Genomic DNA, 14,658 nt, shown 5'->3' with positions numbered 1-14,658 from the left:
TTCTTTTCAGCAGGTGTAAGCAATGAAAACCAGGCCGCCACGAGCCACAATCAGTGACGTTGCCCGTACGGCAAAAACCGGTAAAACCAGCGTTTCCCGCTATCTGAATGGCGAAGTGAATCTGCTCTCGCCCGATCTCAAAGCCCGTATCGAACAGGCCATCGCCGAACTCAACTATCGTCCCAGCCAGATGGCGCGCGGACTGAAACGCGGCCGCACGCGTTTGATTGGCCTGATCATTGCCGACATCACCAATCCTTACTCGGTTGACGTGCTGAGCGGCATCGAAGCGGCGTGTCGTGCGCAGGGCTTTACCCTGCTGATGTGTAACACCAACAACGAAGTCGATCTCGAACAACATTACCTGCAACTGCTCAGCAGCTATCAGGTGGAAGGCATTGTGGTTAATGCCGTGGGCATGCATGAAGAAGTGCTCAATCGCCTGCAACAGTCGATGCTGCCGATGGTATTGATTGACCGGAAAATCCCCGATTTCGCCTGCGATATGGTGGGGCTCAACAACGTTGAAGCCTCCACGGTTGCGACCCAACATTTGCTGGATAACGGCTATCAAGCCCTGCTCTTCCTTAGCGAGCCGCTCGGCAGCGTCAACACCCGCCGCGAGCGCCTGCGCGCCTTCTACGACACGGTAAAAAACGCGCCACAGATTGCGGCAGAGAATGCCGAGGTAGCGCTGCATCAGCCCGACGCGCTGGAAAAACAGCTGCGGGAATTCCACCAGCGCCATCCCGACAAACGCTGTGCGGTGATCGCCGCCAACGGCGCGCTGACCTTGCAAGTGGCGCGCGCGCTGCAGCGCCTTGCGCTGCGCTGGGGCGAAGCGATTGGCCTGCTGGGCTTTGACGAACTGGAATGGGCGGCGCTGGCAGGCGTCGGCATCACCACCTTAAAGCAACCCACCTGGCAGATTGGTTACGCCGCGCTGGAGCAGGTTATCGCGCGCATTGAGGGCAGCGAGCAACCGGTCAGCGAACAGCTCTTCTCCGGCGAACTGATCGTACGCGGCTCCAGCCAGCCGCTGCGCTAAGCCGGCCTTTTATGGCTCACTTCGTGAGCATGATCATAATTTCACGGTCTGCGCCTTTCCTTTGGAACCGGTTCCATTTAGGTTTTTTATAACGAATGGGATGTGGTCATGCCCGGAGAAACGTGATGAAACCAGAAATTATTGTTGTAACTGCCGCATACGGCGCGCAGAAAGTAGCGGAATTGGGTGGCCAGGCCGCGCTGTTGCCGCTGATCAAACAGGCCGGCGCAGATGGCGTCGAAATTCGTCGCGAGCTGTTCAACGAAAATGAACTCTGCCTGCTGCATGCGTTGGGCAATGCGATTTCCCAGCATCAGTTGAGCGCCAGTTATTCCGTGCCGGAAGCGTTGTGGCTGGATGATGGTGCGCTGAATCCCCGTCTGGCGCAGTTCCTGCAGGAAGCCGAACAAATCGGCGCTCAGCGCCTGAAAGTGGCTCTTGGCCATTTCGTTGAACTTGATGCGCGCGCGCTGCTCGATGTACTTAAAGCATCAACGGTGACGCTGGTGGTTGAGAACGATCAAACGCCAGACAGCAAACTGGCACCGATGCTGCGCTTCTTCCATCAGGCTTGCGATGCCGCATTGCCGCTGGATATGACCTTCGATATGGGCAACTGGCAGTGGACCGGCGAAGACGGTTTGCAGGCCGCCGCGCAACTCAGTCGCTACGTTAGCTACATCCACGTTAAAGCGGCGGTGCCACACGGCGCTACTTTCCGCGCGATCGCGCTGGATCAGGCCGACGATAGCTGGCGCACGCTGCTGAACGCGCTGCCAACCGACGCACCGCGCGGCATCGAATTCCCGCTGGAAGGCGCGGATTTGCTGGCGGTCACTCGCCATTACGTTGACCTGCTGCGTGCAGCGTAAGGAGCCGATGATGACGCAAAAAACGCTGGATGTGGTGACGATTGGTGAAGCGATGGCGATGTTTATCGCCCAGCAAACCGGCGATCTCGCCGCAGCAGAAGGCTTCGTCAAACGCATTGCTGGGGCCGAACTCAACGTGGCGATTGGCCTGGCGCGCCTCGGTTTGCAGGTCGGTTGGGTGAGCCGCGTCGGCGACGACAGTTTTGGTCGCTTCACACTGCAACAGCTGGAAAAAGAGGGCGTCGATCACCGCTGCGTCACCACGGACGCGCGCTATCGCACCGGCTTCCAGCTCAAATCCCGCGTCGATGACGGCTCCGATCCGGAAGTCGAATATTTCCGCAAAGGCTCCGCCGCCAGCCATCTGTCGCCCGACGATTTCAACGACGACTACTTTGGCAGCGCGCGCCATCTGCATTTAAGCGGCGTGGCGGCGGCAATCTCTGACAGCTCGCTTGCCCTGGCGCAACACGCGGCAAAAGAGATGCGCGCGCGAGGCAAAACCATCTCCTTCGATCCTAATCTGCGTCCGGTGTTATGGCGCAGCGAAGAGGAGATGCGCAAGCAACTCAATCATCTGGCGGAATACGCCGATTGGGTGCTGCCGGGCGAGAAAGAGGGTTTGATTCTCACCGGCTACCGCCAGCCGGAAGCCATCGCCGATTTCTACCTCGATAAAGGGGTGAAAGCGGTGGTGATCAAAACCGGTGGCGACGGCGCCTGGTACAAAACCGCCGACGGCCAGCAAGGCCAGGTCGCACCGATTCGCGTCGAGAATGTGGTCGATACCGTGGGTGCCGGCGACGGCTTTGCGGTTGGGCTGATCAGCGCTTTGCTGGAAGGAAAATCCCTGCCGCAGGCGATTCTGCGCGGTAATAAGATCGGTTCGCTGGCGATTCAGGTCGCTGGCGACAGCGAAGGCCTGCCGACGCGCGCGGCATTGGGCGATTACTGATAACAGCACAATCCCGTAGCGGCGCGATGCATCGCGCGCTTTTCGCAGCGGCTTCGCTGCCAGAAGCGCAATAAATTGCGCCGCTACGGGTCCGTACGAAACCAAATAGCTGTACCCACTACAACAATATCGCGAGGCGCATCCACTGAATGCGTCCACCTCAACCAGAGGAGTCACCCATGAAATCGCAGACAATCGCGCCAAAACGCTGGTGGTTTATCATGCCCATCGTGTTTATCACCTACAGTCTGGCGTATCTGGACCGGGCGAACTTCAGCTTCGCCTCTGCCGCAGGGATAAATGACGATCTCGGCATCACCAAAGGCATGTCATCGCTGCTGGGCGCCCTGTTCTTCCTCGGCTACTTCTTCTTCCAGATCCCCGGCGCGCTGTACGCCGAACGTCGCAGCGTGAAGAAGCTGATTTTCTGGTGCCTGATTTTATGGGGCGGCTGCGCCTCGCTGACCGGTGTGGTCAGCAACATTCCGATGCTGGCGGCGATCCGCTTTGTGCTCGGCGTGGTGGAAGCGGCGGTAATGCCGGCGATGCTGATCTATATCAGCAACTGGTTTACCAAATCCGAACGTTCGCGCGCCAATACCTTCCTGATCCTCGGTAATCCGGTGACGGTGCTGTGGATGTCGGTGGTTTCCGGCTATCTGATTGAGTCCTTTGGCTGGCGCGAGATGTTTATCATTGAAGGCATCCCGGCAGTGATCTGGGCGGTGGCCTGGTGGTTCCTGGTGCAGGACAAACCTGCCCAGGCCAAATGGATGAGCGAAAGCGAGAAAGCCGCGCTGCAGGCGCAGCTGCAAAAAGAGCAGGAAGGGATTAAAGCGGTACGTAACTACGGTGAAGCGTTCCGTAATCGCAACGTGATCCTACTGTGCCTGCAATATTTTGCCTGGAGCATCGGCGTGTACGGTTTCGTGCTGTGGCTGCCGTCCATTCTGCGTAACGGTTCGCAGATGGGCATGGTGGAAGCCGGTTGGCTGTCTGCGGTGCCGTATCTGGTGGCGACCATTGCGATGATCGTGGTGTCGTGGGCGTCAGATAAAACCCAGAACCGTAAACTGTTTGTCTGGCCGCTGCTGCTGATTGGCGCGCTGGCGTTCCTCGGTTCGTATCTGGTGGGTTCCAGCAACTTCTGGCTGTCGTATACGCTGCTGGTGATTGCCGGTGGGGCGATGTATGCGCCTTATGGTCCGTTCTTCGCCATCATTCCGGAGATGTTGCCGCGCAACGTTGCCGGTGGTGCGATGGCATTAATCAACAGCATGGGCGCACTGGGTTCCTTCGTCGGATCGTGGATTGTAGGCTATCTTAATGGCGCGACCGGTTCGCCTGCCGCCTCCTACATTTTCATGGGTGCTGCGCTGCTGGCTTCGGTTTGGCTGACGTTGATCGTCAAACCAGCCCAGAACAAAACGCCGCCGCCCGTTCACGGGGCGAAGCACGCGTAATCGATTCGGGAGGCCTTAAAGCCTCCCCTACATTTTAAAGGGAGCAAAAGATGAAACCTGCTGTGATTCTTTATAAGAGCCTGCCAGATGACCTGCGCACCAAACTGGATGCCCATTTCACCGTCACTGAAGTGCACGACATTTCCCCGGAAACTATCGAAAAACACGCGGCACAGTTCGAACAGGCGCAAGGTTTGCTCGGCTCTGGCGGCAAAGTGGATGGCGAGCTGCTGGCAAAAATGCCCGCGCTGCGCGCCTGCTCCACTGTGTCGGTGGGTTACGATAACTTCAACGTTGATGCGCTGAATCAACGCAAAGTGCTGCTGATGCACACACCAACCGTGCTGACCGAAACCGTCGCCGATACCATGATGGCGCTGGTTCTGAGCACCGCGCGTCGCGTGACCGAGCTGGATAAGTGGGTCAAAAACGGCGAGTGGAAAAAGAGCATCGGACCGGATCATTTCGGCATTGATGTGCACCACAAAACCCTCGGCATTCTCGGCATGGGCCGCATCGGCCTCGCGCTGGCGCAGCGTGCGCACTTTGGCTTCGGCATGAACATTCTCTATAACGCGCGTCGTCAGCATGAAGAGGCGGAAACCCGCTTTGGTGCGCGTGCCTGCGATCTGGAAACCTTGCTGAAAGAGAGTGATTTTGTCTGCATCAGCCTGCCGCTGACCGAACAGACGCACCATATGATTGGCGCGGCGCAGCTCAAGTTGATGAAGCCAAGCGCAATTCTGATCAACGCCGGTCGCGGTCCGGTGGTGGATGAGCAAGCACTGACGGCGGCGCTGAAAGACGGCACTATCCACGCCGCCGGTCTGGATGTGTTCGAAGTTGAGCCGGTGCCCGCCGATGCCGAAATTTTGACGCTACCGAACGTGGTCGCGCTGCCGCACATCGGTTCCGCCACCCATGAAACCCGTTACGGCATGGCGCGCGACGCGGTAGATAACCTGATCGCCGCCCTGAGCGGCAAAGTCGAGAAAAACTGCGTTAACCCGCAGATCCAAGGCTAAGCTTGCCTTTTACCCATTGCGCCTGCCAGCGGCGGGCGCTATGGTGGTTCCCCATTCGATTTCACAACGTTTTAACTTCCTATGTCCTTTTCTCAGTTCGGCGACAAATTTACTCAACACTCCGGCATCTCACGTCTGATGGAAGACATGGGTGAAGGCCTGCGCACGCCCGGCACCATCATGCTTGGCGGCGGTAATCCGGCGCAGATCCCAGCGATGAATGACTATTTCAACCAGTTGCTGATGCAGATGCATCAGGACGGCCAGCTGAGCGAAGCGCTGTGCAACTACGATGGTCCGCGCGGCAAAGCGCTGCTGCTGGATGCGCTGGCGAAGATGCTGCGTGAGGAACTTGGCTGGCCATTAACCGCGCAAAACATCGCGCTGACCAACGGCAGCCAGAGCGCGTTTTTCTATCTCTTCAACTTGTTCGCCGGACGTCGCGCCGACGGCAGCAAAAAGCGCGTGCTGTTCCCGCTGGCACCGGAATATCTCGGCTACGCCGATGCCGGTCTGGAAGAGGATCTGTTTGTCTCCGCCAAGCCAAACATTGAGCTGCTGCCGGAAGGCCAGTTCAAATATCACGTTGATTTCGACCATTTGCCGCTGAATGACGATGTCGGCCTGATCTGCGTTTCGCGCCCGACCAACCCAACCGGCAACGTGATCACCGATGATGAACTGCTGCAGCTGGATGCGCTGGCGCAGCAGCACGGCGTACCGCTGCTGATTGATAACGCGTACGGCGTGCCGTTCCCCGGCATCATCTTTAGCGAAGCGCGCCCGCTGTGGAATCCCAATACCATTCTGTGCATGAGCCTGTCGAAACTTGGCCTGCCAGGCGCACGTTGCGGCATTATCGTCGCCGATGAGAGCACTATCACCGCCATTGGCAACATGAACGGCATTATTAGTTTGGCGCCGGGCAGCATCGGCCCAGCGATTGCTAATGAGATGATCGTACGCGGCGATTTGCTGCGGCTGTCGCAAGAGGTGATTAAGCCGTTCTATCAGGCCAAAGTCAGCGAGACGATTGCGATTCTGCGCCGCTATTTGCCGGAAGATCGCTGCCTGATTCATAAACCCGAAGGCGCGATTTTCCTCTGGCTGTGGTTCCGCGATCTGCCGATCAGCACCGAAACGCTGTATCAGCGCCTGAAAGCGCGCGGCGTGCTGATGGTGCCCGGCCACTTCTTCTTCCCCGGGCTGGAACATGAATGGCCACACACCCATCAATGCATGCGCATGAACTATGTGCCGGATGCAGAGAAGATTGAGCGCGCGGTGCAGATATTGGCGGAAGAGCTGGAAGCCGCGTTTAAGAATTAAAGCTTCAAAATCGCGCGATGAATCGCGCCGCTACGATTGTGTGCACATTCCGTAGCGGCGCAATCTATTGCGCTATCCCTGCGTTATAGATAGCTGGCACCACTGCGCCAGCTGTTGAATCGCCTGCTCCACTTCGGCATTCCAGCCAAAACCGGCATTGAGTCGAAAACAGTGATCGTAGCGGTGATCGGTAGCGAAAATGTGGCCCGGCGCGATACCGATACCCGCGTTGCGCGCCTTGAGAAACAGCGCGCGCACATTCAGCGCACCGATCGGCATTTCCACCCATAACACATAGCCGCCTTCAGGATCAGACACCCGCGTGCCCGGCGGGAAGTAGCGCAGCACCGCCTGACGCATATGCTGGATTTGATTCTTCAACTCGCGCCGTAGCTTACGCAGATGCGCATCATAGCCGCCGCTGCGCAGCAGTTCGGCAATCGCTGCTTGAGACAACACCGACGTGCCCATGCTGGTGGTGTATTTCAGCGAGGCGATTTTGCGCATGTAGTTGCTGCTGTGCACCCAGCCAATGCGAATGCCCGGCGCAACCGTTTTCGAGAAGCCGCTGCACAAAATAGCGTTCGGGCTGAAGGCACGCATCGGGAACGGACGGCGCTCGCCAAACGCGGTATCACCGAAGATATCATCCTCAATGATCACCACATCGTTCTCGTCGGCCTGACGCGCGATATAGGCTTTCTGCTCGTTGGGAATGCTTTTGCCGAGCGGATTATTGATGTTGTTGATGGTGAGATACGCCTGCACCGCTTTGCGCTGGAACAGTGAAGTGAGTTTTTCCACATTGACATAACCTTCCGGCCCGGCTTCCACCTCAATCACCCGCAGATTGAGGTTATGCAGCATCTGCAGCAACACGAAATAGCACGGCGATTCCACCGCGACGATATCGCCTGGCCGCGTGGTGGCGCGTAGCGCCAGCGAAATCGCTTCGATGCAGCCGTTGGTGATCAGGATGTCATCCGCATTGATATTGCAGCCATAATCCACCGCGCGGCGTGCAATTTCATTTTTCAGCGGCGCGTAGCCGGTGCCTTTTACGGTATTCCCCAGCAGCGCCGGTTTGCTGTAACCCATCTGGCGCATCAGCAAACCAATCTTCTTCACCGGATAGAGTGAAAGGTCGCCGTTGGCCAGATCCAGCCGCACGCGGCAGTCTGAACCGAGCATCGCCAGATGCAGCTCGGTCTGCTCATCGAGCGGCGCCACTTCGCGCGCTTGCTCGTTGATGAGCGTGGGAAAGGTTTTATTAACAGGCCGCGGGGCGACAAAAAAACCGGACTTGGGACGCGCCACCGCGTAGTGCTCATCCTCAAGCGTGCGTAATGTTTTCAGCGCGGTGGTCATGCTGACGCTGTATTGCGTCGCCAGCGTGCGCACCGACGGTAAACGGCTGTCGGGCGGCAGCGAGCCGCTGTGAATGGCTTGTTTTATCTGCTCTGCGATTTGACGGTAACGACTGCCCTGTTCCGTTTCACCCGCCATCTGTTCCACCCTATTTCGTCCGGATCTGTGCGTTTTCACCAGATTACATTCAAAGTACTTTAGGCTGCATTAGTTAATTGATAACCCGCGCAATCGTCTTTAAGGCATTCATTCCGTAGCACCTTCGTGGCCCATTTCCCGTCTGATGCCGCCAGCACGGCAGCAGCGACTTTTTAGCCAAAGGATGAAGTGAAAAATGAATAATCTGTCCACCCTGATGCGAGAGATTAGTGGATATCTCACCCCCACGATTATCGATTCCGCGCAACACTGTTCACGCCGTTTACTTGCCGCGCTCCCGGATGCCACTCACCCGGAGAATAACCGCGTGCTGCTGGCCTACGGCGGCGGCAAAGACAGCAGCTATATGGTGGCGTACGTGCGCTACATTCAGGGGCTGATCTGGCTGCAACATGGCAGCACCTTTCAGCTGCGCATCAGCACCAATCGCCATGCAGCAATGAACGACAGCGTAATGGAGAATATCGATCGCGTGTATCGCGCGTTGCACATCCACGATGATGACTTTACCGAATGTCTGGTGACTGACGGCTTGCAAATCCGCCACTTCGATCGCCATTTACCGATGCCAGACAGCGTGCGCCAGCAGAATCGCAACGATGTGCTGATGAATGGCCATCGCTTCCGCGCCGATGCGCGCTCCACGTTTTGTAACGCCTGTAATCTCAGCATGGTGAACTCGTTTGGCCTGGCGGCGCATTACGACGGCGGCGTTGATGTGATCATCACCGGCGATTCGCCGCAGGAACAAACCGCTTATCTGGCGTGGGCGCGCCACCTTTCACGGCTGTTTGCGGCTCCGGTGGCGGATAAATCGCGCGGCTTTAGCGGCTTCCTGCAGACGCTGGATGGCGTGGCCGAGCGCTATTTCGCCGATATCTACGGTGCCGATCAGGTGACGCCCGCGCACCGCATTACCTGGCAGCTGGAACGCGATCCGCTGTTCTTCAATATCTATCAGGACACCGCCTATGAAGCGGGCGCGCACTGGGCGCTGCTGACTGAATTTATGCATTTCCGCTTTGATGAACTGATGTTCAGCTTCTCCGAATCGGACTGCGGGAACCCGACGTTAATGGCACATATTCGCGGTCTGCGTGCGGAGACGCTGTTGCAGCGCAGCTACGCCGAAGGCATTCGCGAATATGTGCGCTTTGCGCTCGGGCTGATGGTGAAAAAAGATTTCCCGCCGCAGCTGATTGATGAGATGGCGGCACGTTATCAGGACGATGAGGCGATTAAGCGCGCCCGCCAGCGTGCCGCGCAGTTCGCCGAACAGGCATTTGGCCTCAATGAAACCCAACTGGTTTGCATGATCTATTCGCCGTTTATCGCCGAAGGCAATCAGCTGAAAAGCTGGTTGCAGCAGTTGGTCGATGCGCCGGACGAAGCGGCAGTGCGCGCCTTGCTGCGCGGCGAAAGCGATGACCTGGGGCTGGCGCAGCAGCTGGAGCAACGCTCTGGTTTGACCGTGGCGCAGATGCGTCACTGTTGGCGTAGCAAGCAGGTGAGTTCACTGCTGGACGAACAGCGCGGCGATGCGCTTTCGCGCGTGCTGCGTTTTGACCCGCACAAAGCAGTGATTCAGGTGAATAACGGGGTCATGCACGACGTCGTCACTGAAGTGATCTCCGGGCGTTAACCCGGTAAGGCAACGCGATGAGAAAGATTTTCCTGCAGATTGGTGCCACCCGCGACGGACAAAATCCTTACTGCGCGGTGGCCAAACGCGACGGCTACTTTACCGTGCTGGCGGAGATGGGCGATTTCGTCGATTACCAATCGCTGAGCATCCCGTTGCCGTTCGATCTGATTGTGCGGCTCGATCGCCCGGAAAATCCGTGGGATGTACTGCAAGCCTGTTTGCATGCCGGGTTGATGGAGCATCCTCACGTGGTGCTGGCGGGCTTTGAAGCTTACAACTCCAGCGCCGGTCGCGTACGCGAACTGCTGGCGGGGCCCGACGCCGGTGCCAGCTTTATTCCGCCGGATAAGTACGCGCAGCGTATGGCGTTGCGCAAAGCCTGGCAGCGCTTTCCGCAGCCGGAGTTTCGCTTTTTTGCCTCGCCGCTCAGCATTCGGGATGCGCGAGACGCGTTGCTCTATCCCTGCGTGATCAAGCCGGTTGACGGCGGCGGCGGTCTTGGCGTCTGGCTGGTGAAACAGGCCAGCCAGCTTGATGCGGTGATCGGCAAGCTGGTCGACACCATGAATTACGGCGGGCGCGGCTTCAGCGGTTTTATCGTGGAGAGCTGGCTGGCGGGCGATGAGTATTCGCTGCAAGGCGTGGTGGCGAACGGCCATGCGGTGGCGCTGACCTGCTGCCAAAAGGTGATCGAACACCATAGCGATGCCGACGGCTGCGTCAGTTTTTACGAATCCGGCCATGTTGCAGTCGCAGCGCAGCAGCTGCCCGCCAGCTTTAGCAGCCTGATGAGCTTCTGCTGCGAAACCTTCGGCTATCGTCAGGGCGCATTTCACATCGACTTCATTTTGGTCAACGGCGAACCGCATTTCCTTGAAATGGGCTTCCGCCTTTCCGGCATGGGCGTGGTGAATCTGGTGCAGGAAGTCACCGGCATCAACTGGGCGGAAGTGGCGTTCCACATCGAAGCCGGTCACGGCATGCCGCCGCTGCATTTTCCGGCGCAGCCGCAGGCGGTGGGCCGCGTGCGTTTACGTCAGCGCCTGCAGTATGACGCGGCTGAGCGCTGGATCGCACAGCATCAGCGCGGTCAGCTGTTGCCGCCGCTCAATCTGCCCGCGCTGGCAGTTTCGCCACGCTCTTCGCTGTATGCCGATTTAACCCGCCACGCCGGCATTCTCGCCACCTTGCGCCTCGCAGCGACCAGCCGCGACGACATTCTGGCGGTGTTCCATCAGATCCTTGAGGCCTCATCGCTCACCATTCGGAGAGATTTACTATGTGCAGAATGATTGTGGCGCACGGCCAATTTGATGCCGCCGCAGTGCTGGACGCCGCGCGTGCCATGAGCTGCGGCGAAACCGCCACGCACGAAGGTCCGATTAAACAGCATCCCAACGGTTGGGGCTGTTTATGGCTGGAGCAAGGGCACATTCGCACGCTGCACGGCACCGGCACGTTCGCCGATGCGCTGCCGACCATTGATGTTGATCGCCTGCGCGGCCGCTTTCTGGCGGTACATGTGCGCCACGCCACGCTGAGCAAAAATCACGGTATCGAATTTTCCCATCCGCTGTGGCGCACCAGCGGCGACACGCAGTGGTACATGATGCATAACGGTTTTTTGCCCACCGTTTATCAGCAATTGGGCATGGCGGAGTCGCGTTTCGATTCCGCGGAGTATCTCGAATATATGGTGGATCGCGCCACGCCCGCCGATTTCACCCGCGATTATCTGCGCGACAAGATGGCGCAGGTCGCGCCGGGCGGCAGTTCGGCCAACGCCATTTTTGTCACCCGCGATAAAGCCTGGGCGTGGCAATGGCATCCCGACGACACGCCCTATCCCAACTATTTCACGCTGCACCGCTTACAGAAAAACGACACCACTTTCATCTCTTCTGAACCTATTTCAGCACTGGGCACGGCGTCTGAATGGCGTCGTATGAACAACCATGAACTTCATGAATTTCCAATTGGGGAGTGATCAACATGGCGATTTTCAATCAGATCCGCGTTATTCATCCAAACATGTTTGTGGAGAGCACCTGGCTGGATGACATCGTGACGGCGCGCGTGCCGCTGCTGGTGTTACGTAACTTCCTCAAGCCGGACGTGCGCGCAGCGGTGGTGGAGGATTTGCAGCAGTGCCGCGAACAGGTGCGGGTATCGCACTATCCAAACGGCGCGCTGACCACGCTCGGCCCTTATCTGGCGAAGCACACCGCTGCGCCGGAAAACTACTTCACCGAGCTGCGCGATATTCAGCACGCGCTGCCGTCGTCGCTGCACTGCCTGCGCGATCAGATCTATAACTGGGTGCAGCACGCGCTGCGCCTGGAAAGCCTGCAAACCGCTAATGAGCCCGAACTTGGCGATTACGCCGGTTCGATTGTGCGCTTCCACGCTGACGGCGTCGCCAATCCCCTGCATAACGACAACATCGTGCGCGATGCCGCCGGCAGCGGATTGGCGGTGACCCGCATCTTGCACCAGCTGAGTTGCGTGGTTTGTTTGCAGGAGTGCAACGCCGGCGGCGCGCTGCGCATCTTCAACAAGAAGTGGCAGCCGGTGGATGAATGGTACAAAACGCCGGGCGAATTGGGTTATCAAACCGGCGTCATCGAACACAGCGAGGTGTGCGAGTTCTCACCGCGCAGTGGCGATATCTATCTGTTTAACCCGGCGTTTTATCACGAAATTGATCGCGTGGAAGGCGACACGCGCATCACCATGGGCTTCTTCTTTGGCCTGACCGACAAAAAAATGAAACACGCCATCGCCTGGAGTTAACGCCAGGTTTTCGACGAGGAGACGAACATGAATACCTATGAAAAAGTAGCGGCCCTGCTGGATCACCATCAGGCGCGTTATCGTGTGGTGGAGCATGAAGCCATCGGCCAGACCGACCTGATTAGCGAGATTCGCGGTAACGATCTCAATCAGGCGGCCAAAGCGATGGTGCTGGAAGTGACGATGCCGGATGGCGCGGATGCGCGCTATCTGCTGGCGATTGTGCCGGGCGACTGCAAGATCAACTTCAAAAGCGCCGCACGCGCCATTGGCGGCAAGAAGTCGAGCTTTGCGGCGCCAGAGAAAGCGCAGGAGTTAACCCAGTGCGTAATGGGCGCGGTGCCGCCGTTTAGTTTTGATGACCGGCTAGCGCTGCGCGTCGATGTGCGCCTGCGCGACGTTGGCACGCTGTGGTTTAACGCCGGGGCACTGGATCGCTCCGTGGCTTTACAGGTGGATGACTTCTTTAAGGTTGTCGGTAATGAATGTTGTGCCGAGATCGCAACACCGGTGACGGCAACCGCCTGATCGCGGCAGTAAGGACTGTGTATGTCAGTGAAAGATATGTTGTTAGCCCTGCTGGTTGTGGTGGCGTGGGGCGTGAATTTTGTGGTGATTAAGCTGGGCCTGCAGGATATGCCGCCTTTTTTACTGGCGGGATTGCGGTTTAGCCTGGTGGCGTTTCCGGCAATCTTGTTTGTGAAGCGTCCGGCGATTCCGCTGCGCTGGCTGATCGTCTACGGCATGACCATCAGCTTCGGCCAGTTCGCCTTTCTGTTCCTCGCGATCAAGCTGGGCATGCCGGCAGGATTGGCGTCGCTGGTGTTACAGGCGCAGGCCTTCTTCACGCTACTGTTGGGGGCGCTGTTCCTGGCGGAGAAGTTACGCTGGAATCATATCGTCGGTATTTTGGTGGCGACACTCGGCATGTTTATGCTGGCAACCGCAGGCATGGCAGGCCAAACCACAGCGGGCATTACGCTCACTACCATGATGCTGACGCTGGCTGCGGCGCTGTCGTGGGGCCTCGGCAATATCACCAACAAAATCATTTTGCGTAACCGCAAAGTGCCGGTGATGTCGCTGGTGGTGTGGAGTGCGCTGGTACCGATCGTGCCGTTCTTTGCCTGCTCATGGCTGTTCGATGGCGAAGCGGCGATTGTCACCAGCCTGCTGCACATTTCACTGCAAACGGTGTTGGCGCTGATCTATCTCGCCTTTATCGCCACCATTGTCGGCTACGCGATATGGGGTAATTTGCTGAGCCGCTATGAAACCTGGCGCGTGGCACCGCTGTCGCTGCTGGTGCCGGTGGTGGGGATTCTCAGTGCGGCGCTGATTCTCGGTGAAACCTTGTCGATTCAGCAGATGATCGGCGTTTCAGTGATCATCCTCGGCCTGCTGGTGAATGTGTTTGGCGGCATGGTCAGTCAGCGATTATTGGTACGCACCTAAACAAAAACGCCGCTTTTCAGCGGCGTTTTTTTTAACTCACATCCTGATTACAGAATTTCGATACGACGCGGTTTCGCCTCTTCCGGGACAATGCGAATCAGATCGATGCTCAGCAGACCATTTTCCAGACGCGCATCGCGCACCATGATGTGATCGGCCAGCTGGAATTTGCGCTCGAAGTTGCGCTCGGCGATACCCTGATACAGGTATTTACGCTCCGGCTGCTCTTCAGGATGTGCGCCGCGCACCACCAGCACGTTGTCATGCGAGGTGATATCTAACTCGCTCTGGGCAAAGCCCGCCACGGCAATGGTTATACGGTAGAAATTCTCATCCACCAGCTCAACGTTATACGGAGGGTAGCCACCATTGGCCTGGTTTTGGTTGGACTCAAGCAGGTTAAACAGGCGATCGAAACCAATGGCAGAGCGATAAAGTGGGGTGAGATCAAAGTTACGCATAATAAGACTCCTGATATTCAGCAAGTTTAGGCAACCTTCCACCATGGACAGGTTGTGCAATCCGTTGCTGTCCCTTCCGGCAACA

At 57.7% G+C, this 14,658-nt stretch carries 14 protein-coding genes; 12 read left to right on the top strand and 2 right to left on the bottom strand.

Annotation, left to right across the window (positions count from 1 at the left end):
• Window positions 1–22 precede the first annotated feature (22 nt).
• From IB226_RS20055 to IB226_RS20030, 6 genes are all read left to right on the top strand, one after another.
• Window positions 23–1,048 carry a LacI family DNA-binding transcriptional regulator gene (locus tag IB226_RS20055; protein WP_192236813.1) on the top strand — a complete coding sequence of 342 codons (1,026 nt, stop codon included), beginning with the start codon at window positions 23–25 and terminating at the stop codon, window positions 1,046–1,048.
• Window positions 1,049–1,173: 125 nt separating this feature from the next.
• On the top strand, window positions 1,174–1,920 hold the full coding sequence (locus IB226_RS20050) for a sugar phosphate isomerase/epimerase (protein WP_192236812.1): 747 nt from the start codon (window positions 1,174–1,176) through the stop codon (window positions 1,918–1,920).
• 10 nt (window positions 1,921–1,930) lie between these two features.
• Window positions 1,931–2,875 carry a sugar kinase gene (locus IB226_RS20045; RefSeq protein WP_008105274.1) on the top strand — a complete coding sequence of 315 codons (945 nt, stop codon included), beginning with the start codon at window positions 1,931–1,933 and terminating at the stop codon, window positions 2,873–2,875.
• A gap of 179 nt (window positions 2,876–3,054) precedes the next feature.
• Window positions 3,055–4,338, top strand: coding sequence for an MFS transporter (locus tag IB226_RS20040; protein WP_101763879.1), 1,284 nt, complete (start codon window positions 3,055–3,057; stop codon window positions 4,336–4,338).
• A gap of 50 nt (window positions 4,339–4,388) precedes the next feature.
• The gene (gene ghrB, locus IB226_RS20035; protein ID WP_192236811.1) at window positions 4,389–5,363 is read left to right on the top strand and encodes a glyoxylate/hydroxypyruvate reductase GhrB; all 975 of its coding nucleotides are present in this window, start codon (window positions 4,389–4,391) and stop codon (window positions 5,361–5,363) included.
• 81 nt (window positions 5,364–5,444) lie between these two features.
• A complete protein-coding gene (locus tag IB226_RS20030; protein ID WP_192236810.1) occupies window positions 5,445–6,692 on the top strand; it encodes a valine--pyruvate transaminase in 1,248 nt (415 codons plus the stop codon).
• Window positions 6,693–6,764: 72 nt separating this feature from the next.
• Here the strand turns inward: IB226_RS20030 and IB226_RS20025 are convergent, their stop codons facing one another.
• Complete coding sequence (locus IB226_RS20025) at window positions 6,765–8,198, bottom strand: PLP-dependent aminotransferase family protein (RefSeq protein ID WP_101763882.1); 1,434 nt, start codon at window positions 8,196–8,198, stop codon at window positions 6,765–6,767.
• Window positions 8,199–8,394: 196 nt separating this feature from the next.
• On the opposite strand from IB226_RS20025, the gene IB226_RS20020 reads away from it, so the two are divergent.
• The 6 genes from IB226_RS20020 to IB226_RS19995 are packed head-to-tail and all read left to right on the top strand — an operon-like array spanning window position 8,395 to window position 14,112.
• Window positions 8,395–9,861, top strand: coding sequence for a hypothetical protein (locus IB226_RS20020; protein WP_192236809.1), 1,467 nt, complete (start codon window positions 8,395–8,397; stop codon window positions 9,859–9,861).
• Window positions 9,862–9,878: 17 nt separating this feature from the next.
• The gene (locus tag IB226_RS20015) at window positions 9,879–11,156 is read left to right on the top strand and encodes an acetyl-CoA carboxylase biotin carboxylase subunit family protein (RefSeq protein ID WP_192236808.1); all 1,278 of its coding nucleotides are present in this window, start codon (window positions 9,879–9,881) and stop codon (window positions 11,154–11,156) included.
• The gene (locus tag IB226_RS20010; RefSeq protein ID WP_110868247.1) at window positions 11,144–11,851 is read left to right on the top strand and encodes a class II glutamine amidotransferase; all 708 of its coding nucleotides are present in this window, start codon (window positions 11,144–11,146) and stop codon (window positions 11,849–11,851) included. Before IB226_RS20015 ends, IB226_RS20010 begins: the two co-directional genes overlap by 13 nt.
• 5 nt (window positions 11,852–11,856) lie before the next feature.
• Window positions 11,857–12,657 carry a hypothetical protein gene (locus tag IB226_RS20005; RefSeq protein ID WP_192236807.1) on the top strand — a complete coding sequence of 267 codons (801 nt, stop codon included), beginning with the start codon at window positions 11,857–11,859 and terminating at the stop codon, window positions 12,655–12,657.
• Window positions 12,658–12,684: 27 nt separating this feature from the next.
• The gene (locus IB226_RS20000; protein WP_192236806.1) at window positions 12,685–13,185 is read left to right on the top strand and encodes a YbaK/EbsC family protein; all 501 of its coding nucleotides are present in this window, start codon (window positions 12,685–12,687) and stop codon (window positions 13,183–13,185) included.
• A gap of 21 nt (window positions 13,186–13,206) precedes the next feature.
• The gene (locus IB226_RS19995) at window positions 13,207–14,112 is read left to right on the top strand and encodes an EamA family transporter (protein ID WP_192236805.1); all 906 of its coding nucleotides are present in this window, start codon (window positions 13,207–13,209) and stop codon (window positions 14,110–14,112) included.
• Between the two features lie 47 nt (window positions 14,113–14,159).
• Here the strand turns inward: IB226_RS19995 and ibpA are convergent, their stop codons facing one another.
• Window positions 14,160–14,573, bottom strand: a complete 414-nt coding sequence (gene ibpA / locus IB226_RS19990) for a small heat shock chaperone IbpA (protein WP_192236804.1) — start codon at window positions 14,571–14,573, stop codon at window positions 14,160–14,162.
• Window positions 14,574–14,658 lie beyond the last annotated feature (85 nt).

This window comes from Pantoea sp. PNT03, from assembly GCF_014852515.1.
GTDB classification, from domain to species: domain Bacteria; phylum Pseudomonadota; class Gammaproteobacteria; order Enterobacterales; family Enterobacteriaceae; genus Pantoea; species Pantoea leporis.
The sequence above is the reverse complement of the archived record's forward strand: the minus strand, read 5'-3'. Positions and strand labels throughout refer to the sequence as shown.